General features: G+C 66.0%; 19 protein-coding genes and 1 riboswitch. Of the genes, 13 read left to right on the top strand and 6 right to left on the bottom strand.

The features are described from left to right. Positions 1 to 58: 58 nt before the first annotated feature. The gene (locus ACW2Q0_RS16685) at positions 59 to 832 is read left to right on the top strand and encodes a DUF72 domain-containing protein (RefSeq protein WP_457191209.1); all 774 of its coding nucleotides are present in this window, start codon (positions 59 to 61) and stop codon (positions 830 to 832) included. Here ACW2Q0_RS16685 and ACW2Q0_RS16680 read toward each other — a convergent pair. After that, complete coding sequence (locus tag ACW2Q0_RS16680; RefSeq protein WP_457191041.1) at positions 819 to 1,097, bottom strand: hypothetical protein; 279 nt, start codon at positions 1,095 to 1,097, stop codon at positions 819 to 821. The two genes, ACW2Q0_RS16685 and ACW2Q0_RS16680, sit on opposite strands and share 14 nt — an antisense overlap. A gap of 183 nt (positions 1,098 to 1,280) precedes the next feature. Beyond that, positions 1,281 to 1,397: riboswitch (TPP riboswitch) on the top strand. On the opposite strand from ACW2Q0_RS16680, the gene ACW2Q0_RS16675 reads away from it, so the two are divergent. Both ACW2Q0_RS16675 and ACW2Q0_RS16670 read left to right on the top strand, forming a co-directional pair. Beyond that, entirely contained in the window at positions 1,392 to 2,762 is a 1,371-nt protein-coding gene (locus ACW2Q0_RS16675) for a purine-cytosine permease family protein (protein WP_457191039.1), read from the top strand. (Overlaps the previous riboswitch by 6 nt.) Before the next feature lie 208 nt (positions 2,763 to 2,970). Next, positions 2,971 to 3,450 carry an SLOG cluster 4 domain-containing protein gene (locus ACW2Q0_RS16670; RefSeq protein ID WP_457191037.1) on the top strand — a complete coding sequence of 160 codons (480 nt, stop codon included), beginning with the start codon at positions 2,971 to 2,973 and terminating at the stop codon, positions 3,448 to 3,450. A 267-nt stretch (positions 3,451 to 3,717) separates the two neighbouring features. On the opposite strand, the gene ACW2Q0_RS16665 is transcribed toward ACW2Q0_RS16670, so the two are convergent. Then, complete coding sequence (locus ACW2Q0_RS16665) at positions 3,718 to 4,911, bottom strand: DUF1501 domain-containing protein (RefSeq protein WP_457191035.1); 1,194 nt, start codon at positions 4,909 to 4,911, stop codon at positions 3,718 to 3,720. Between the two features lie 18 nt (positions 4,912 to 4,929). Continuing rightward, a complete protein-coding gene (locus ACW2Q0_RS16660; RefSeq protein ID WP_457191033.1) occupies positions 4,930 to 6,243 on the bottom strand; it encodes a DUF1800 domain-containing protein in 1,314 nt (437 codons plus the stop codon). Positions 6,244 to 6,326: 83 nt separating this feature from the next. Here ACW2Q0_RS16660 and ACW2Q0_RS16655 point away from each other — a divergent pair, with 83 nt between their 5' ends. From ACW2Q0_RS16655 to ACW2Q0_RS16640, 4 genes are all read left to right on the top strand, one after another. Further along, complete coding sequence (locus tag ACW2Q0_RS16655) at positions 6,327 to 7,010, top strand: response regulator transcription factor (protein ID WP_457191031.1); 684 nt, start codon at positions 6,327 to 6,329, stop codon at positions 7,008 to 7,010. Positions 7,011 to 7,062: 52 nt separating this feature from the next. After that, on the top strand, positions 7,063 to 8,388 hold the full coding sequence (locus ACW2Q0_RS16650) for an ATP-binding protein (RefSeq protein WP_457191029.1): 1,326 nt from the start codon (positions 7,063 to 7,065) through the stop codon (positions 8,386 to 8,388). 82 nt (positions 8,389 to 8,470) lie between these two features. Then, positions 8,471 to 8,785, top strand: a complete 315-nt coding sequence (locus ACW2Q0_RS16645; RefSeq protein ID WP_457191027.1) for a hemophore-related protein — start codon at positions 8,471 to 8,473, stop codon at positions 8,783 to 8,785. A gap of 318 nt (positions 8,786 to 9,103) precedes the next feature. Beyond that, positions 9,104 to 9,265 carry a hypothetical protein gene (locus ACW2Q0_RS16640; RefSeq protein ID WP_457191025.1) on the top strand — a complete coding sequence of 54 codons (162 nt, stop codon included), beginning with the start codon at positions 9,104 to 9,106 and terminating at the stop codon, positions 9,263 to 9,265. A 305-nt stretch (positions 9,266 to 9,570) separates the two neighbouring features. Here ACW2Q0_RS16640 and ACW2Q0_RS16635 read toward each other — a convergent pair whose 3' ends face one another. After that, positions 9,571 to 10,149, bottom strand: coding sequence for an HdeD family acid-resistance protein (locus ACW2Q0_RS16635; protein WP_457191023.1), 579 nt, complete (start codon positions 10,147 to 10,149; stop codon positions 9,571 to 9,573). Between the two features lie 73 nt (positions 10,150 to 10,222). After that, positions 10,223 to 10,633, bottom strand: a complete 411-nt coding sequence (locus ACW2Q0_RS16630) for a VOC family protein (protein ID WP_457191021.1) — start codon at positions 10,631 to 10,633, stop codon at positions 10,223 to 10,225. Between the two features lie 203 nt (positions 10,634 to 10,836). Between ACW2Q0_RS16630 and ACW2Q0_RS16625 the strand changes: the two genes are divergently transcribed. After that, positions 10,837 to 11,820, top strand: coding sequence for a glycosyltransferase family 9 protein (locus tag ACW2Q0_RS16625; protein ID WP_457191019.1), 984 nt, complete (start codon positions 10,837 to 10,839; stop codon positions 11,818 to 11,820). Between the two features lie 29 nt (positions 11,821 to 11,849). On the opposite strand, the gene ACW2Q0_RS16620 is transcribed toward ACW2Q0_RS16625, so the two are convergent. Further along, positions 11,850 to 12,176 (bottom strand): ArsR/SmtB family transcription factor, encoded by a 327-nt coding sequence (locus ACW2Q0_RS16620; protein ID WP_457191018.1) that lies wholly within the window; start codon positions 12,174 to 12,176, stop codon positions 11,850 to 11,852. Between the two features lie 182 nt (positions 12,177 to 12,358). Here ACW2Q0_RS16620 and ACW2Q0_RS16615 point away from each other — a divergent pair, with 182 nt between their 5' ends. From ACW2Q0_RS16615 to ACW2Q0_RS16595, 5 genes are all read left to right on the top strand, one after another. Further along, the gene (locus ACW2Q0_RS16615) at positions 12,359 to 13,042 is read left to right on the top strand and encodes a M23 family metallopeptidase (protein WP_457191016.1); all 684 of its coding nucleotides are present in this window, start codon (positions 12,359 to 12,361) and stop codon (positions 13,040 to 13,042) included. Between the two features lie 166 nt (positions 13,043 to 13,208). After that, positions 13,209 to 14,324: a hypothetical protein gene (locus tag ACW2Q0_RS16610; protein WP_457191015.1), complete on the top strand. Its 1,116-nt coding sequence runs from the start codon at positions 13,209 to 13,211 to the stop codon at positions 14,322 to 14,324. 232 nt (positions 14,325 to 14,556) lie between these two features. After that, positions 14,557 to 15,336 (top strand): enoyl-CoA hydratase-related protein, encoded by a 780-nt coding sequence (locus ACW2Q0_RS16605; protein WP_457191013.1) that lies wholly within the window; start codon positions 14,557 to 14,559, stop codon positions 15,334 to 15,336. A 285-nt stretch (positions 15,337 to 15,621) separates the two neighbouring features. Continuing rightward, complete coding sequence (locus ACW2Q0_RS16600) at positions 15,622 to 17,172, top strand: GH1 family beta-glucosidase (protein ID WP_457191011.1); 1,551 nt, start codon at positions 15,622 to 15,624, stop codon at positions 17,170 to 17,172. Between the two features lie 157 nt (positions 17,173 to 17,329). Continuing rightward, positions 17,330 to 18,496, top strand: a complete 1,167-nt coding sequence (locus tag ACW2Q0_RS16595) for a lipase family protein (RefSeq protein WP_457191009.1) — start codon at positions 17,330 to 17,332, stop codon at positions 18,494 to 18,496. The last annotated feature ends 1 nt before the right edge of the window (position 18,497 follow it).

Here is an 18,497-nt window from a genome sequence, read left to right as displayed (position 1 = left end):
CATTCTACTACGCAGCATAGTTGATACGGCTGTGACAGGAACCTGGTTCCATGGTGGTATGGCCCTGCTCGTCGGCACGTCGGGTTGGCAGTACCGGGACTGGCGCGATGTGTTGTATCCGGGAAACGTTGCGCAGCGCGCGTGGCTCGAAACCTACGCAGCGGGCTTCTCGACGGTCGAGAGCAACAATGCCTTCTATCGACTGCCCAGCGTCGAGACCTTCGCGGCATGGCGGGATCGAACACCGCCGGACTTCTGTTTCGCGGTCAAGGCAAGCCGATTCCTTACCCACATCAAGCGGCTGCGCGAACCCGAAGAGCCAGTCGCGCGGTTGATGGCGCACGCCTGCGCACTGGGCGACAAGCTGGGACCGGTGCTCCTGCAACTTCCGCCGACTCTGCGGGCGGATCCGGCACTGCTCGACGCCTGCCTACGCTGTTTTCCGCAAGAGGTCCGGATCGCGGTCGAACCCCGGCACGATTCCTGGTGGGTTCCCGAAGTTCGTGCTGTGCTGACCGAATGCGGTGCGGCGCTGTGTTGGGCCGATGTCCGGTCCCGCCCGGTCGCCCCGCTATGGCGGACGACGGATTGGGGTTATCTGCGACTGCATTCCGGACGTGCGACACCGGCACCGCGCTATGGACGCACGGCACTGACCAGTTGGGCGCGACGGCTGGCCGACACCTGGCCGGATCATGCGGAGGTGTTCGTCTATTTCAACAATGATCCCGGCGGTGCGGCGGTCCGCGACGCGATCGTCTTCGCGCGCATCGCCGCCGCGGCCGGAGCCACCGTCAGCCGAACTCCCGCAACGGATTTCAGCCGACGATAGCGTTCATTATGGTGCCGGCGCTGGACGCGATGACGCCACCGAGCATGGCGCCGGCGAGCATCTTCGGCGAGTCCAGGGTGCCGCCGCTCCACTTCTCCCAGGCGAACCTGCCTCCGGCGTAAGTGATTCCGCAGACACCCGACAGCATGACAAACCAAGTCAGGTAACGGACCATCTGCAGGATCTTCTCCGAATTGGGCGGCGCCTCGGGCGTCGGATCCCCGATTTGAGCAAGGACAGTCTCGTGCAAGGTAATCAGCATCATGGGCGCGTACTCATTCCAGGTTGAGGCGGGCGATGAGCGGCAGATAACCGAGCAATAACCAAGTTGGTACCGCACAAGTATGGTCGCTGGGCGCGCTTTTCGGGGCGGTCTCGGCGGAACCTGTCTGGAATGTCCGAAGCGCGGCCCGACGCGCCGGTGCGCGGGTGTAGCATTTCGCCCGAACAACCCCAGCGCGGGAGCTCGGGCACGGCCGGGCTGAGAGGGCGGACCCCACGTTTCGCCGACCGCATGAACCTGTCCGGGTAATGCCGGCGTAGGGAGAGCGGTACCGGGATGTCTGCACCCACCCTCGATCCATCCGAGCGGCGCGAAGCACCGCTGACCCTGGATCAACCCGCGCCGAAGGTCCTGTCGTTCTGGGATCAGAGCGCGTTCTGGGCGAACCTCGGGGTCAGCCTGCTGGCATTCTCCGGCGCATACACCGTACTGGCGCCGAATACCGACGGTGTCGCGCAGATCTCCATCGCCGCAGGCATCCTCGCCATGATCATCGGAACGATAGTCGGCGGACTCATGCTCGGACTGGCCGCGGTGCCGGGTGCCGAGACCGGTAAGCCCGCGATGATGCTGCTGCGTGGACTGTTCGGCGCGAAGCTCAGCTACCTGCCGACAGTGCTCAACATCGCGCAGCTGATCGGTTGGGGCACCTTCGAACTCATCGTGATCGGCGATGCGGCCGAGGAGTTGTTCGACGGTGGGCCGCACTGGGTTTATGTGGTCGCCGCGGGTGTGCTGACGACGGTATTGACGATCTGGCCACTCGGTTCGGTGCGGATGCTGCGGCGGTTCGTGACCGTCGGCGTGGTGATCGCGTTGATCTGGTTCTACGTCCAGTTCGTCCGCGCGGGTCTGCCGGATCTCACCGCCAGTCCGGGGCCGAAGGGCGGCGGCCCGTTCGGCGTGGATTGGAATCTCTTCTGGATCGCCACCGATGCGGCACTTGCGGTTTCGATCTCCTGGGTGCCGGTGGCGGCCGACTATACCCGGCACTCCCGCAGCACTGGCGCGGCATTCGGCGCGGCCAGTGCAGCCTATGCGTTCACCCAGATCATCGCCTATGTGCTCGGGTTGTTCGCGTTGGCGCTCGCGTCCGGCGACGGCGGGGTCTATTCGCCGTTCCTCAAGGTCACCCTCGGCGCGGTGTTCTTCTTCGTCTTCGTCTTCCGTGAGGCCGATCAGTCATTCGCGAATGTGTATTCGACGGCTGTGTCGATTCAGAATCTCACACCTCGGGTCGACCGCCGGGTGCTCTCGATCGGTCTCGGCGTACTGATCACTTTGCTCGCACTGCGGCTGAATATGGCGAACTACTTCGGCTTCCTCGGCCTGATCGGTTCGGTTTTCGTGCCGCTGCTCGGCGTACTCGTCGCGGACTTCTTCCTGCGGGTGCGCGACCACTGGGATACCGCGGCGGCCGCGCCATCACGGTGGGGCATGGTTTTCGCCTGGCTGGGAGGACTTTCGGTCTACCAGCTGATCAACCCGGGCGCCGCCGGAGTGTGGACCGAATTCTGGGTGGACGTGCAGGAAAAGCTGCACTTCACCAAGCAGGCGTGGATGAGCGCGTCGCTGCTGTCGTTCCTGGCGGCGGTCGTGGTCGCGTGGGGTGTAGGGCGTCTTTCGACGCTGCGCAAGTCCGCGTAGTCGCCGGACCACCGCGCTGGTTCGGCCGTCACGCCCCAACACGCGCGATACCGGTTCCAATTCGCCGGCGACCACGTCGGATACCGAAGCGCCACCGAGGAATTCGCCGCTCAACTCGATACGTTGCTCGCTAAACGCGCGTAGAGATCGCCCCGGCGCGATGCGATGCTCGAACCAGCCATCTCGCTCGGCAGATATCGTCGACTCCATGGCTCGGGACATACCCCTGCAGGTCGCGGTGTGTGGACCGCGTGATTGCACGAACACCGAGGCCGAATGGGCTGCGGAGGTGGGGCGACTGCTCGCGGCTGCCGGTGCCACCGTTTTGTGCGGCGGCGGGACCGGCGTCATGGCCGCGGTCGCCGCGGGGGCTTCCCGCGCGGGCGGTCTTGTCATCGGATTGCGGCCTGATACGGACCGGTCGGCCGCCTGTCGCGGTCTGTCCGCCGTTCTCTACACCAATATGGGTGAGGCGCGAAACGCTATTCTCATTCACTCGGCCGACGCGGTAATTGTGATCGGCGGTTCCTGGGGGACCCTGTCCGAACTCGCTTTCGCTCGCCACCGCGGCACCATTCCCGTCATCTCCCTCGGCGGCTGGCAACTTCGCGACGCCAGCGGAAACCTTATCCCCGCAGCGCAACGTGCCAACAACCCCGCCGATGCTGTTCGGCTCGCCCTCGCCTGAGCCCCGAAACCTATTTCGGCGCCACTCAGCGCACGCGGGCACGCGCGCCCGGATGCGATGGCGGAATCCACGACATGCAGCCAGTAGGCGTTGGTCCTGAACGAGACCACCCCCGGAAACCGCCCGGACCGCTGCCCGCGCCGGCACGGCCATCCGCCGGAGTGTGGTGGCCATCGACACAGCATGTCCAGCACGAGCGCCGCCGATGGGACGTTGAACGTCGCAGGGTAATCAGCGGCGCGAGGCCCTGAGCGACAAGATGTTCCCTCAGGCGATCAAACCCAGGTCGTGCCGAGCGGTACCGACAGCGGGACCAGGGTCGGTCGCGATGACGCGGTGCAGCAATTCCGAGTAGATGTCACGGAAGTCGACGGTGGTTTTCAGATCACCGTTGTCGAGGTCGGTGAGGCTGGGCTCGTCGCCGTAGAAGCCGCCCTTGACCCGCGCTCCCGCGACGAACACCGGCCCGGCGGTGCCGTGGTCGGTGCCCTGGGAAGCGTTGGCGGCGACGCGGCGGCCGAATTCGCTGTAGGCCATGAGAACTACGTCGCGACCACGGGGATGCCCCGCCATATCCGTCAAGAACGCCGACACCGCCTCGTCGAGCCGTCCGAGCAGTTGCTGCTGGGTGCGGCGTTCATCGGCATGGGTATCGAAGCCGCCCAGGCTCACCGAATACACCTGGGTCGGTACGCCCGCTTTGATGCACTGTCCGACGAGCGCGAGCTGGGCGGCGAGCGGATTGCCACCAGCGCTGGCGGGTTTCGCGCCGAGCGAGGAAAATGTCTGCGTCACAGCCTGTTCGGCGTCATAGCCTGCACAAACAAGCGCCTGGGCGGGACTGTCGCGGGGGTCGGTGGCAGCGAGTGCGGCCAAGGCGGCGGATAGTTCCGGCGATAGCGGGGCCGAGGCGGGATCCAGCGCCGCTGCCGTGCGCTTATCCCCTATCGCCAACTGCGGCAGCACCGGGCCGATATTGACCGCACGCATGGGGTCGTCGCCGGTCGCGTCCAGCCAGCGCCCGATCCATCCGGTATCGACCGGGCGGTCCGGAGCGGCTGTCTGCCAGATGTCCATCGAGCGGAAATGGCTGTGATCCGGATGCGGATAGCCGACTCCGCGCACGATCGCGAGATTGTGGTTGCCCCACAGGTCCGCGAAACCCTTCATCGCCGGATTGAGTCCGAGCTGCCCGTCCAGGTGCAGGACCTCCTGCGGCTGATACGACAACTCCGGTCGCGCATCGTGATAGGCGTTGTCCGCGTAGGGAATCACGGTGTTGACGCCATCGTTGCCGCCGTACATCGTCACCAGGACCAGGATTCCGTCGCCCGGCGCCAGGGGTGCGGTGGCTGCGTGCCGGTGCACCTGCTCCCAGGTGATCACGGAGCCACCGGCCAGCCCGAGCGCACCCAATACGCTACTGCCGACAAGGAACTGTCTGCGATTGAATCGAGTCATGGTTCGATGACTTTCCGGTCAGCTGGTCAGGTACTCGGGAGTGTTCACCGCGATCGCGGTGAGTCGGGCAGGATCGTTTCGAACCGCCGCGAGCACGGCGGCGCTGCGGTTCGACCAGGAGCCGATGCCGAGCTGGTAGCCGACCGCATCGAGGCGATCGCCCGGCGCGGCGGACGAAATCCCGCTCAGATCCGCCTTTTTGACGAGCTCAGATGCCGCGGTGAGTCGAATCTGCGCCGCGGCTGTCGACATCCACGCCTGGCCGTGCGACCAGCCACCGACCGACGGCGGGTAGAACGGCAGCTGTCCGAGATTGCGTAGCACACCCGACAGCTTCTTGACGTCGGCGTCGTTGTCCATCGGCACCGCCAGCGCCCGCACCATGCCGATCAGCCATTCGACCGGGCCGTGCACGACAGAGTCATGCACGGCGGCGAATTCGTCGTCGGTGAGGATCGCGACCACCATCCCGGCGGCGTCGCGGTTGGGTCCGTAGGCCGCCACGGCACGATCGATCGCCAGTTGCGACGGCGGTGTATCGGAGCCGAGCTGCTGCCACATCCGCCCGGCCAGATAGCGCGCCGACTCGGGCCGGCCGAGCACGATATCGCAGAATTCGCGGGCGCCGAGCGAACCTGTCACACCGAGCACGGTTTTGGTGCCGGGATCGTGCCGCTGGGAATTCAACGTGGCGACGCTGCCGTCGATCGTCCACCCGGTCAACGCACGCGCGCCTTCGCGCACATCGGTCTCGGTGTAGCCGTTGCCGTGCCCGAGCGCGAATAGTTCCAGGAACTCGCGCGATAGATTCTCGTTGGGCGCCTTCGCCGAATTACTGGTGCCGTCGAGCCATTCGAGCATGGCCGCGTCGGTGAGCATCGCGTAGGCCAGCGCGCTGAAGTCGCCGGTGCCCAGAGTGCGCAGCTTCTGGTTCTGCGCGGCCAGGGCGGCGGCGTTGCGAACTTTGGCCGCCGATGTCGCGAAATGGTTGTGCCACAAGAGGGTCAGCTTCTCATGGATCGGCTGATGTACGGCGGCCATGCGCCGTAGCCACCACGCGCCCAGCATTGCGATTTCGTTGTTGCGTTCGGCGTTGTACCGTCGGCGGACCTCGGCCGTCGCGTTTTTGCCCGGTGCGGCGGTCTCGGCGAACACCGGCAGCGGCGTCGCCCGCGCGCCGGGATCGGCATCGGGACCGGTGGTCAATGCCGATCGCAGATAGTCGGCGGGCTGCTGCGCACGCGCGGCATCGATCTCGACCCCGGTCGCGCCGAAGCCGGCGCGGCGAAGCACGCGCGCGGTGCGCATCCACTGCGCTGATTGGCTGCCCATGATTCGAGTATCGCGTCGGCCCCCGCGTCCGTCGGCTCGTTCGTCGCGGCCTTTCAGGCAATCTTCAGCTCCGAGGCGCAACAATGACACCTGTGCAGGCGGGACGAATACTTGTCATCGAAGACGCCGAGGCCATCCGGGTCGCGGTGGGATCGGGGCTGACCACGGCCGGACACGAGGTGCTCAGCCGTGAGCACGGCCAGCAGTTGGAGCGCGATCTCGCGCAGTTCCGGCCAGATGTGGTCGTGCTCGACATCATGCTGCCCGGACGCGACGGATTCACTCTGCTGGAAACCGTGCGTGCCAGATCAGGGGCCGGTGTCGTCATCCTCACCGCCCGCGACGGCATCGAGGACCGGCTGCGCGGGCTGCGGGCCGGCTCGGATGATTATGTGGTCAAACCGTTCGACCTGGCCGAGCTGGTGGCCCGGGTCGATGCGCTGTTGCGGCGGATGGGCAGACTCCAGACCAAGACCACGATCGGCGATCTCGTCATCGACGTCGAATCCGGTGCGGTACACCGTGGCGGCGAGAACATCGTGCTGACCCTCACCGAGTTCAAGCTCCTCGGCTATCTCGCCGCGCACCGCGACCGGGTGGTCACCAAGGCCCAAATCCTGACCGCCGTATGGGGATACGACGATTACGACCCCAACCTGGTCGAGGTATATGTCAGCGCGGTCCGACGCAAGTTGGAAGCACACGGACCACGGCTGCTGCACACCGTGCGCGGCCTCGGCTACACCTTGCGAGTCGGCGACCAGTGAGCTGGCAGCGCCGCCCGGGTGACCACCACCGCTCATACCGGGTCGGGGTGCGATGAAGACGGTGTCGCTACGCAGGCGGGTCACGCTCACCACCGCTACGGTGCTCGGTGCGGTACTGATCATCGTTTCGCTGGTGGTGCACGGGTTGTTCTCGCTGGCGCTGAATCGCGGTCAGAACGCGGTGCTCGCCGACCGCGTTCAACTAGCACAGCAACTTGCCGGCCAAGGCATCTCGCCCACCGATCTGCTCACCCGGATCGATGCGCGCTCGGTACGGGCGCGGCTCGTCCTCGCCGACGGCCGCACCTTCGGCAGCCTGAACGCCCAGCACGAGGACCAGTCCACGGTGAAGACCAGACACGTGCTGCTCAACGGCCAAGGCGAGTTGGCCCACGCGCGAATGACCCTGCAGCTCGATACCAAACTGGTGGCGGGAGCGCAGTCGAAGCTGGTGGGCGTCCTCGCGGGCACCACCGCCGCCGCGCTGCTCGTGATCGTCATCGGGTTGCCGTTCGGTATTCGGCGCGCCCTGGCACCATTGGATTCGATGACCGTGCTGGCTCGCGAGATCGCCCACGGCCGGCGCGGGCGGCGGTTGTCGCCATCGCGGCCTGACACCGAACTGGGCCGCACCGCAACGGCTTTCGATGAAATGCTGGACGCATTGGAGGGCGCCGAGGCCCGAGCGCAGGCCTCGGAGGAACAGCTCCGTACCTTCGTCGCCGACGCCGCGCACGAGTTGCGCACCCCGATCACCGGAATTCGCGCGATCGCCGAAGCGGTCCTGCAGCAGCCACCCGACGCCGATCCCGACGCCAGCCTGCAGATGCAGTTGCTGTTGGTCCGTGAGGCCCAGCGCGCGGGCCGGCTGGTCGACGATCTCGTCGATCTGGCGCGTATCGACGCTGGTCTGCGGCTGCGGCACACACCGACCGATCTCTACGACCTCGCCGCCGCCCAGTTGGATCGGATGCGGCTGCTGCACAGCGATATCGAGTTCGAACTCGCGGGCGATCACGTGGTCGCGGCCATCGACCCCGAACGTGTCAACCAGGTGCTGTTGAATCTGCTCGAGAACGCGTGCCAAGCCATGCCGGGTAGCGGCGCGGTCACCGTGCGGGTCGGCGCCACCAGCAGCACCCTGGCCGAGGTGATGATCAGCGACACTGGCCCGGGGGTGCCGCCCGGCGAACGCGAACGGATCTTCGACCGGCTGGTGCGTCTCGACCAGGCACGCGATCGCCGTGCGGACGGTTCCGGCCTGGGACTTGCCATCGCCCGCGGCATCGCCAGAGCCCATGGCGGCGACCTGATCTGCGTCGTCCCTGCGCCCGAACAGCACGGTGCCGTCTTCGTGCTGCGGCTGAAGATCGCCTGAAGATCGTGGCACGACAAGTGCGCTCGGCAGGTCGGGTCGGCAGATTCGATGGGGACATATCCCTCCCACCACTGGAGTAAGAATGAAGCGCAGTCTCGTCGCCGCCACCCTCACCGGTCTGGCCATCGCCCTGCCCGCGACCGCCTCCGCCGACCCCGGACCGCAATGCAACCCCGCGGCCGCGGCCCAGGCAAGGGCGGACAGCGCTGCGAAGGTCGCGGCATTCCTGGCCGGTCACCCGGACTTCGCCGCGGAAGTAGCGAAGGTGAAGAGCCTGCCCAAGGATCAGCGCAAGGCGGAGTGGACGTCCTACCGCCAGGCGCACCCGCAGGACGTACAGGACTTCAGGACCGCGCGCGCGGCCATCCACGACTACCGTCAGGCCTGCCACAAGTAAGCCATCGATCTCGGCCACCCGCGCCCGGAGTCATGGGCGCGGGTGCGGATCGAAAGCAACAATGCCCCTGGGCCGCTTCACAAGTCGATCTCGTTCGTACGGATCATGGGGAGTGATCACCCGGATCGCCGAAGTACACATGCGGCGCGACGACAGTTACGTTTTCCGGAAATGAAAACCAGTCGGCGAGCCCGACGAAACAAGCAGTTTCTTCACGAAATCTTGACTGCGACCCGGGATAACCTGCGATCTACGCTGGAAGGACAGGAAGGCATATGGCCAGGCCACATGCCCGAACACTACTACCGAGGGGCTGGCGTGAACGTCATCACTCGACCCGAAGTTTGGGCCACCCAATCGGTGGACCTGCCCACCTACAGCACCACCGCGGTCACCATCGGCACCGCGATCCAGCTGATCATCATCGTGCTGATCACCGCCGCGGTCCTGCTGGCCGACCGTACCGGACGGCAAAGGTAATGCCCGTACAGCACGGCCGTTCACGCCCGCGCGACCAAACGTGAGCAGCCCGTCAACGGGAAGATCCGCTATATATCGGAGCCGGTCGGAACAAGCTTCCATTCATATCGTCAGCTTCAGCACCACGGCGTGAGCCCGGATCCCGGGGACTGCGGCGGCACAGTGGCGGTATCGGCGTCGCGGCAGGCCAACCACTGCGGCCATTCTCGCCAGCGGCAGCGCCGCGACGGCGAAAAGACCAGTCCCCCACCGGAAGTACGCCGGTGGCCGCCGCGGGCAGCGACGGCCCCGGCACATCGAAGGTCTCAAACCTCGGCGAGCTTCTTCGCATCCTTGCGGACGCCGAATGAGGTGACGATCTCCATGATGCCGAGGATGATCAGCCACCACCCGGCGACCAACGCCAGTGTCGCCACCGATGCGACCGGCCACACGATCAACACCACACCAGCGATCGCGGTGATGATTCCGAAGAAGGCCTCCCAGCCCCGGCCCGGCAGCGCGGGTTCCGAGATCGCCGCCATCAGCAGCGCAACACCGCGGAACAGCCAGCCGATGCCGATCCACAGGCCGAGCAACAGAATCGACTCCAGCTCGTTACGGAAGCAGAAGACACCGATGATGATCGACAACACACCACTGACGAACGCCAGCACCCGGATTCCAGTGCTGGTGTGCGTGCCGAACGCGGCCAGCAGCTGCAGGAAGCCGCTCACCACCAGATAGATACCGAAGATGATCCCGGCGGCCACCAGTGTCACACCGGGCCAGACCAGGATCATCACACCGAGGACCACCGACAGGATGCCGGTGACCAGAATCGATTGCCACGCCATGCGTGCAAGCGACTGCAGAGGACCCTCTAGCACGCTGTTTGTCGTCATGACGTGATGTTAGGCCCTATAACAGCGGTTTTCTGAGTATTTGCTAGACAAACGCGCTGAGCGGCGGCCCGGCCTAGGCAGGCGTTGAGATATTGACCATCCACGCGACACCGAAGCGGTCCAGGCACATGCCGAATTCGTCGCCCCACACCTGCTTCTCCAACGGCACGGTCACAGTGCCACCATCGGACAGCTTGTCCCAGTAGCCGCGCAGTTCCTCGGCGTCGTCACCGCTGAGACTGATCGAAATGCTGCTTCCCGGTGTGTATTCCATACCTGGCGGGGTATCCGAAGCCATCAGCGTGAACCCGCGCGGCGTCTCCAGCATGCCGTGCATGATCAGCTCCGCGCCGGGCGCGTCCTTATCCCCCATATCCCGGAAAGTTTGCATGTTCAGCGTACCGTCGAACACGTCTCGATAGAACTCCAACGCGGTCCGCGCCGAGTCCGAAAAACTGATGTACGGGTTGAGTCGGGAGGTCATAGGAACGCTCCTTGGTGGTAGTGGGCCGCCATCCGCCGAGGCTAGTCTTCCGATGCGGACAGTGGGCTCGATAACGAGCTACTCGCTCACGTTTATCGCCGAGAGGGCTCGGGTAGTCATCCGTAAGTGACTCTCGTCGTTGTGCACCCTCGAGGTGAAGCGAGGGGTCGGGTTCGCGAGTCTCGGGTGGCTAGGAGAAGAGGGTGGCGGTTGTTCTCGTGCTGCAGGCACGTGGCCTCGGTGATCTGCTCACCGCGGTTCCTGCGTTGCGCGCGCTGCGACGGGCGAGACCGCACGATCAGATCGTCCTGGCCGCGCCGCACCGTCTCAAGCCGATCGTCGACCTGGTCGCCTCCGTCGACTCCATGATCCCCACCGCGGATCTCACCAACCTGCGCTGGGACGCTCCTCAACCCGCACTCGCGGTGAATCTGCACGGACCGAGCGCCGAGAGCATCGTCGCGCTCACCAAGACCGATCCCGGGCGCATCCTCTCCTACCGCAATCCGGCCTTTCCGGAGCTCGAGGGCCCGGAATGGCCTGCGGATACGCATTACGTCGAACGCTGGTGCCATCTGCTCGAATCCGACGGCATTGTCGCCGATCGCCGCAATCTGGGACTCGTTCCGCCGGTCGCGACCACCAGCCGCCGCGATTGCGTCGTGGTGCACGTCGGTGCGGGCGCACCGGCCCGCCGGTGGCCACCGGATCGGTTTGCCGCGGTCGTGCGGCATCTGCTCGTGCTCGATCGCGAGGTGGTGCTCACCGGTGACGAGTCCGAGCGCGATATCGCGCTGAATATCGCGGCCCGCGCGGGTCTGCCCGTGGGCCGGGTGCTCGCGGGCGAGCAGAACCTCATCGAACTCGCCGCCACGGTGGCCGAGGCCGCACTCGTCATCTGTGGCGATACCGGGGTCGCGCATCTGGCCACCGCCTTCGGAACCCGCACCGTATTGCTGTTCGGTCCGACACCGCCGCGCTGGGGTGGGCCGCCTCCACATCTCCTCGGCAGGCATGCGGTGCTGTGGGCCGGTCAGCTCGGCGATCCGATGGCCGACGCGCCCGATCCGGGATTGCTGCGGATCGGCGTCACCGAGGTGATCAGCGCGGTCGACAAGCAGCTGGCCAAGCGAGCGTGGAACGCAAACAACAATCGCGGACGAACGGCGTATCGCCGCGTGGGTTGACCGTTCTCTGTACTCGCTGATCTGCGCGCTCAGCTGCCCGTTTCCGCGGCGCGGGCATCGCTCAGGGCAGCGGCATAGGCCGCCAGTGCGCTGGGCCAGAACTGATCGAGATAGTCGCGCGCATCGCCGAGTCCGCGGGGATCCAGGAAGTACAACCGCCGATTACCTTCCGGGCGCATCATCACCAGCCGCGCCTCGCGCAGTACGCGCAGATGCTGGGAGGCCGCCGAGCTGCTCACGCCGACGAGCTTCGCGAGGTCGCCGACAGACAGCGGAGCGGTCGGCAACGCCTCGAAAATAGCCCGGCGGGTCGGGTCGGCGAGCGCACCGAGGGCACGTACTCCATTAGTCGCCACTAAAATAGTGTGAGCCGCCGACGTATTGCTGGTCAATTGCACGCGCTACGACGTTCCACCAGGTCGACCACACATCCACCTCGTGCCGTTATTCGGCTGTGCTAAACCAACTGGGGTTTTTCGGCCAGTGACCGTTGCCACACAATTGCGGAACTCCCAAGACGGTCCCGTACTTTCGAGCAATGCCCGTGACCGTACCGTTATCTAATCGTCTCGGCCCGACCCGCGCACGCCGCAGCGGAGCCGTAACCCGGGTGGTTGCCGCAGCCGCAGTTGTCACCGCCTCACTCGGCGTCATGGCCGCCGTGAAGCCCGACGCGGCGGCCGGAAAGACCGAGCAGGCCGACCGGACCAGTGGCACCGATGCCTTCACCGCTGTCACCCCGCGCGAGGCCCAGATGCCGCAGATCGTTCCCGAGGCCGTGGCATGGGAGCAGCACCGCTCGGCCGCCGAGGCGGCCCGGCCGCGCACCGTTCGTCCCATCGATGGCGTGCTGACATCCAACTTCGGTATGCGCTGGGGTGCACTGCACGCGGGTCTCGATTTCGCCGACCCTATCGGGACCCCGATCGCGGCGGTCACCGACGGCACCGTTATCGACGCGGGTCCGGCCTCCGGTTTCGGTCTGTGGGTGCGGGTGCGTCAGGATGACGGCACCATCGGCATCTACGGCCACGTGAACGACATTCTCGCCTCCGTCGGTCAGCAGGTGCGCGCGGGCGATATCATCGCCACCGTCGGCAATCGCGGCTTCTCCACCGGCCCGCACCTGCACTACGAAGTCCACGCGGACGACGGCTCGCCGATCGATCCGATGCCCTGGCTCGGCGCGCGCGGTATCGCCGTCGGCATCGCGGCGGAATAGGCGCCTCGCCCACCGCTGACGTAACCATCTCGCCCACCGGCGCATTCGTGATTCGATGAGGGGATCGAGAATGCATCCGGTGGTCGATTCGTAGTACCTCGGTATCAGCCGCGAATGGCGCCGCGGTGGGACGTGGCCGAGTGTCGTCGATTCCTACCGTCGGATCATGCCGACGATCGATACTCTTTCCACCCACGGCGATTCCGCGCGCCACCGCCTCCCCGCCGTCGTACCCGACCTGCCGCGCGGCGGTCGCCTCCATCGCCCACTGCTGTGGATGGTGGCCACCATGGCTGGGCTGGTCCTGTTCTGCGCCGGTGGCATGGTGTTCGACGACCGAATGCTGCTCGACGAATCCGTGTGGCTCAAGCCGTTGAAGTTCGGGCTCGCATTCGTGCTCTACGGCATCACGCTGGCGTGGCTACTGTCGTTGCCGCACAAGGGAAGCCGCGTCACCTGGTGGATGGGAACGATGTTCGCGGTCACCGGATTCGTGGATGTCGGATTCATCGTGGTGCAGGCCGCGCGCGGTACCTACAGCCATTTCAACAACGAGTCCGATGCGGTGAATTCGATCGGCCAGCTGGTATTCGCGTCCGGCGTGCCGGGCTTGTTCTTCGCGAATCTCGTTATCGTGCTCACGCTTTCATGGCAGCGGCTGGTCGACCGGCCGACCGCGCGGGCCATTCACGCCGGACTCGGTCTCGCTGTCGTCGGAATGGCACTCGGGTACCTCATGGGGTTCACCGGAAAACAGCTGGTGCGCGACGCCGACGGCAATGTGGTCGAGCTGATGGCCGGACATACCGTGCTGGACACCCCGTCGCTGGACGCGCGCGACGGTGTGGGCGGTATGCCGATCACGCACTGGAGCACCATCGGCGGCGATCTGCGCATCCCACATTTCCTCGGGCTACACGCCATTCAGCTATTGCTGTTCGCGGTTGTCGCGTTGGCCTGGTTGGCCCCGCGCTACCCGTGGCTGCGAGCCGAACGCACGCGCGCCGCACTGATCGGTGTGCTCGCATCGGGCTATGCCGGACTGCTCGCGATCATGTTCTGGCAAGCGATGCGAGCCCAGTCACTCATGCATCCGGACGGTCCAACGCTGTTCGCCGTCGGCGCGTTGATGTGGGTGGTTGCGCTACTGACCCTGGCCGTCTACTGGCGGGCGCGCACTGCGACAATCGGCAGCCGCAACGCCCCGAGCGCGGCGCGTCTGGTCGCTGCGGGCGCACACCCGAAGGTAGCAGCGACGTTCACAAAGCCACAAGGACGTTGATCGGCCAACGCCGGACCTTCCGGTGCACACGGTCGACCACGCACATTTTCGATGATTCGGCCGAGCAGGGCGTCTACTTCCCGGTCGAAGACGATGGTTCGGTCGGACCACCGAGCACCGGTAGAGCCTGAGCCACGGCAGGGTGTTGAGCTCGTCCGCCCGAGATTGGTGATTCCATGTCGACAAGCGCGCAGTGGTGTCGTGTCGTCACCGGTAGACCTACGGTGGAGGTATGACCGCCTTGGAGTATCGGCATGTACGGGTCACACAGGATGGCGATACCGTGCGTATCACCATGAACCGGCCGGACCGGCGTAATGCGCTGTCGGGCGAGCATCTGGCTGAACTGCTTGCCTCGTTCCGGGCCGCGGGCGAGACCGACGCCACCGGGATCGTGCTCGGGGCGCACGGGCCGGTGTTCTGCGCCGGACATGATTTCGCCGACGTATCCGCGCGCGACCTGCTGGGCGTGCGGGAAATGCTCACACTGTGCACCGAGCTCATGTCGACGATCCAGTCGGTGCCGCAGGTGGTGGTTGCCCGCGTGCACGGTCTGGCCACGGCCGCGGGCTGCCAGCTGGTGGCCTCGTGTGATCTGGCCGTCGCCGCCGAATCGGCCGGCTTCGCGCTCCCCGGAGGTAAGGGTGGCTGGTTCTGCCACACCCCCGCGGTGCCGGTGGCCCGCGCCGTCGGACGTAAACGGCTGATGGAACTGGCCCTCACCGGCGACCCGATCGATGCCCGCACCGCCGAACAGTGGGGCCTGATCAACCGCGCCGTGCCAGACGCCGAGCTCGACATCGCCGTAGCCGAGTTGCTCGCCCGCGCTACCCGAGGCAGCCGGGCCAGCAAGGCACTCGGCAAACGCACTCTCTACCGCCAACTCGACCGACCCGAAGCGGATGCCTACGCTCTCGCCCTGGAGGTCATGGCCGCCGCTGCCCAACTTCCCGGCGCCCGCGAAGGCATGGCGGCCTTCCTCGAGAAGCGCACACCCCGCTGGCACGATTAGCGCCAGCCAGGCCGATAATCGCATCCGCCGTTCGAGAGCTGCCGTTCGGAACCGCATTTCGGGCGAACCGGCAGTCACCGAGACGCACTCGCGCTAACCTGCCCCTGGGAGGCGTGCTGATCAACAAGGCCCCCAGACCTCCAGGCGCTCGACCGGCGCGCCCCGCGTCCGCTGACTCACACAACGGCACCAAACGGGATGGTCATCGCGGCAATCGCCTGCCCGAACCGTCCCGGAAGGGTTGGGATGTGGTGGAAACGCTGAACCGAGACCAAGGCGCGGGCGATGAGTGAGGATGGCGCTTCGCCCGCGGCCGACGATGCGATGCCCCACTTGTCGCGGCGCGGATTGGGTGTGGCGGCAGGCGCATTGGCCGCGGCGCTCGGTTTCGGCGGACCGATCGCCGCTGAGCCCGTCGCCGCACCATCGGGCGTACCCGGCGGCCCTGCGGGGTCGGTTCGGTTTCCCGATGGCTTCCTCTGGGGAACCTCCTCATCGGCCGAATCGGTCGAGGGAGCGATCACCGAGGACGGGCGCGGACCATCGATCTGGGACACCTTCAGCCACACCCCCGGTAAGACCGTCAACGGCGACACCGGCGACATCGCCTGCGACGAATACGCCAGGTTCGAGCAGCATTTCGATCTCATGGCCGCCCTGGGCTTGGGCGCCTATCGTTTCTCGATCTCCTGGTCGCGCATCATGCCGACCGGCACAGGGCCCATCAACCCCGCTGGGCTCGATCACTACCAGCGCGTTGTCGATGCCTTGCTGGTGCGCGGTGTATCGCCGTTCATCACGATCTATCACTGGGATCTGCCGCAGGCACTGCAGGACGCCGGCGGCTGGACGGTGCGCGACACCGCCCAGCGCTACGCCGATTTCGCGGCCGCGGTCTACGATGCGCTCGGCGATCGGGTGCCGCATTTCCTCTGTCTCAACGAACCGAACTCGCAGGCGCTGCTCGGCTACGGCACCGGGCAGATCGCACCGGGAATCGCCGACCCGCGCGCGATCTTTCCCGCGGCTCATCACCAGCTGCTGGGCCAGGGACTGGCGGTGCAGGCCATGCGGGCGGTCAACCACCCGAACGCCTCGATCGGGACCACGCTCAACATCGTCGATATCTTTGCGGCGAGCGGCAGCTCTGCCGACACCGCGGCCGCGAAACTGTTCGACGGCATCTGGAACCGAACATATCTCGCGCCGATGTTCCAGGGCGCCTACCCCTCCGACGTACTGGACTACTACGGCAGGATCGGCGACACCACCAAGGTGATCGAGGCAAACGACCTCGCGACGATCAGCAGTCCATTGGATTTCCTCGGCGTCAACTACTACACCAGTAGCGCTGTCGCCGCGGACCCCGAACCGCCCGGTTATCGAATCGTCCCGCCGGTCTCCTCGCAGTCGCAGAACGGCTTCGGGTCGAACGGACCCGACATCACCGCGATGGGGTGGAAAGTCGCTCCGCAGGGATTGACCTCGGTGCTACGCCGGGTCCGCGACGAGTACACCAAGATCCCGCTCTACCTCACCGAGATCGGCGTCGCCTACCACGACTATGTCGGGCCCGCCGGCGATATCCGCGACGGCGCCCGTGTCGCGTTCCTCGATGCGTACCTACGCGCCGCCCACGATGCGATCGCCGACGGCGTGGACCTACGCGGGCTGATCGTCTGGTGCTTCCAGGACAACTTCGCCTCTACCAACGGCTACTCGATCAAGTTCGGCCTCGCCTGGACCGACTTCGTCAGTCAACAGGTGACACCGAAGCAGAGCGCATTCTGGTACCGCGACGTGATCGCGCGCAATGGTCTGACACCACATTTCTGAGCGGCCACGAATCTCCTCGCGAATGCCACGCCGCCGACTTGCGCCCCTTTCCCGCGGCGCGATTTCGGCTGAACAGCGTGTTGAAGCGGGCTGTCACGTCCCGATCTATACGCTCATGCACGGTTGTGACGGTGTCGGATCGGATATGAGGTGTTCGATGCGAGTTGTCCGTACATATCGGCAAGCGGTGGCGGCGGTCACGTTGTCGGTCGGCGTCGCGCTCTCGATACATGCCGCTCCGGCGCACGCGGCGACCCCGGGAACCCTGATCACGGAGTACCCACTCCCCGAAGGCACGCGCGGGATATCCGCTGCCGCCGGCTCGGTGATCGAGTATTGGATGCGCGGTTCGGGCAGGACGACACAACCGGCCAGCGGAGCGCTGTACATCCCTGCCGGTACCCCGCCGTCGTCCGGCTGGCCGATCATCGCCTTCGACCACGGCACCAGCGGGCTCGGACGGGGCTGTGGCGGCCAGTCCGATCCGCTCGCGTATCCCGCCCAGACGATTGCGGGAGATGAAGATGCGCTGCTGCGGTATCTGACGTCGCGGGGATTCGCCGTGGTCGCGCCCGACTACCTCGGTCTGGGCGTCTTCGACACCGGAATACACCCATACCTGGGGATCGAAACCGAGGCGACTGCCACGATCGACATCGTGCGCGCCGTTCGGTCCGCGCACCCGGAACTATCGCGCACATGGGCGGTCATGGGTACGTCACAGGGTGGGCAGGCCGCGCTCGGCACCGCCCGCCTGCAGGTCAGCGATACCCCCGACCTGGACTTCCGCGGCACCATCGCGATCGACCCCGAGTCCGACGTGGAGAAGCTCACGCGACTGTTCGGCCCCGGCACGCCCACCCCACCCGCGATCGCGGACGATTTCATGGATCTGTTCGTCAGCGTATTGGCCGGACTCCGCGCCTCCCGACCGGAGGTGGACGTCGATCAATACCTGACCGCCGAGGGCCGCTCCGTGCTCGACAGCGTCGGCACGATGTGCACGCCCCAGATCCTGGATCGCGTCCGTGGCCTCAGCATCGGCGACGTGCTGGCGAAGCCCCTGTCCGTCGCGCCCATGCCCGCCGCCGTAGACACTTATATGACCGTTCCCACCAGTGGCTACGACGCACCGATCCTGTTGTGTATCAACGTCACCGATACCACGGTTCCCTCCCCACTGCACGGCGCCCTCGTCGCCCAGTTCGCCGCCGCCGGCGTCGACTTCGACACCGTTCTGGGCACCGGCAAGCACACCGAACTCAACCCTCAGATGTGGAGCGCCATCGAGGGGTTCGTGGGCCGCATCCAGCCCGCGCCGTAGA

The organism is Nocardia citri, from assembly GCF_054065835.1.
The sequence above is the reverse complement of the archived record's forward strand: the minus strand, read 5'-3'. Positions and strand labels throughout refer to the sequence as shown.

Coding starts and splice junctions, on each gene's coding strand:
- ACW2Q0_RS16685 (WP_457191209.1), top strand. CDS start 59: ATGGCCCTGCTCGTCGGCACGTCGGGTTGGCAGTACCGGGACTGGCGC.
- ACW2Q0_RS16680 (WP_457191041.1), bottom strand. CDS start 1,097: ATGATGCTGATTACCTTGCACGAGACTGTCCTTGCTCAAATCGGGGAT.
- ACW2Q0_RS16675 (WP_457191039.1), top strand. CDS start 1,392: ATGTCTGCACCCACCCTCGATCCATCCGAGCGGCGCGAAGCACCGCTG.
- ACW2Q0_RS16670 (WP_457191037.1), top strand. CDS start 2,971: ATGGCTCGGGACATACCCCTGCAGGTCGCGGTGTGTGGACCGCGTGAT.
- ACW2Q0_RS16665 (WP_457191035.1), bottom strand. CDS start 4,911: ATGACTCGATTCAATCGCAGACAGTTCCTTGTCGGCAGTAGCGTATTG.
- ACW2Q0_RS16660 (WP_457191033.1), bottom strand. CDS start 6,243: ATGGGCAGCCAATCAGCGCAGTGGATGCGCACCGCGCGCGTGCTTCGC.
- ACW2Q0_RS16655 (WP_457191031.1), top strand. CDS start 6,327: ATGACACCTGTGCAGGCGGGACGAATACTTGTCATCGAAGACGCCGAG.
- ACW2Q0_RS16650 (WP_457191029.1), top strand. CDS start 7,063: ATGAAGACGGTGTCGCTACGCAGGCGGGTCACGCTCACCACCGCTACG.
- ACW2Q0_RS16645 (WP_457191027.1), top strand. CDS start 8,471: ATGAAGCGCAGTCTCGTCGCCGCCACCCTCACCGGTCTGGCCATCGCC.
- ACW2Q0_RS16635 (WP_457191023.1), bottom strand. CDS start 10,149: ATGACGACAAACAGCGTGCTAGAGGGTCCTCTGCAGTCGCTTGCACGC.
- ACW2Q0_RS16630 (WP_457191021.1), bottom strand. CDS start 10,633: ATGACCTCCCGACTCAACCCGTACATCAGTTTTTCGGACTCGGCGCGG.
- ACW2Q0_RS16615 (WP_457191016.1), top strand. CDS start 12,359: ATGCCCGTGACCGTACCGTTATCTAATCGTCTCGGCCCGACCCGCGCA.
- ACW2Q0_RS16610 (WP_457191015.1), top strand. CDS start 13,209: ATGCCGACGATCGATACTCTTTCCACCCACGGCGATTCCGCGCGCCAC.
- ACW2Q0_RS16605 (WP_457191013.1), top strand. CDS start 14,557: ATGACCGCCTTGGAGTATCGGCATGTACGGGTCACACAGGATGGCGAT.
- ACW2Q0_RS16600 (WP_457191011.1), top strand. CDS start 15,622: ATGAGTGAGGATGGCGCTTCGCCCGCGGCCGACGATGCGATGCCCCAC.
- ACW2Q0_RS16595 (WP_457191009.1), top strand. CDS start 17,330: ATGCGAGTTGTCCGTACATATCGGCAAGCGGTGGCGGCGGTCACGTTG.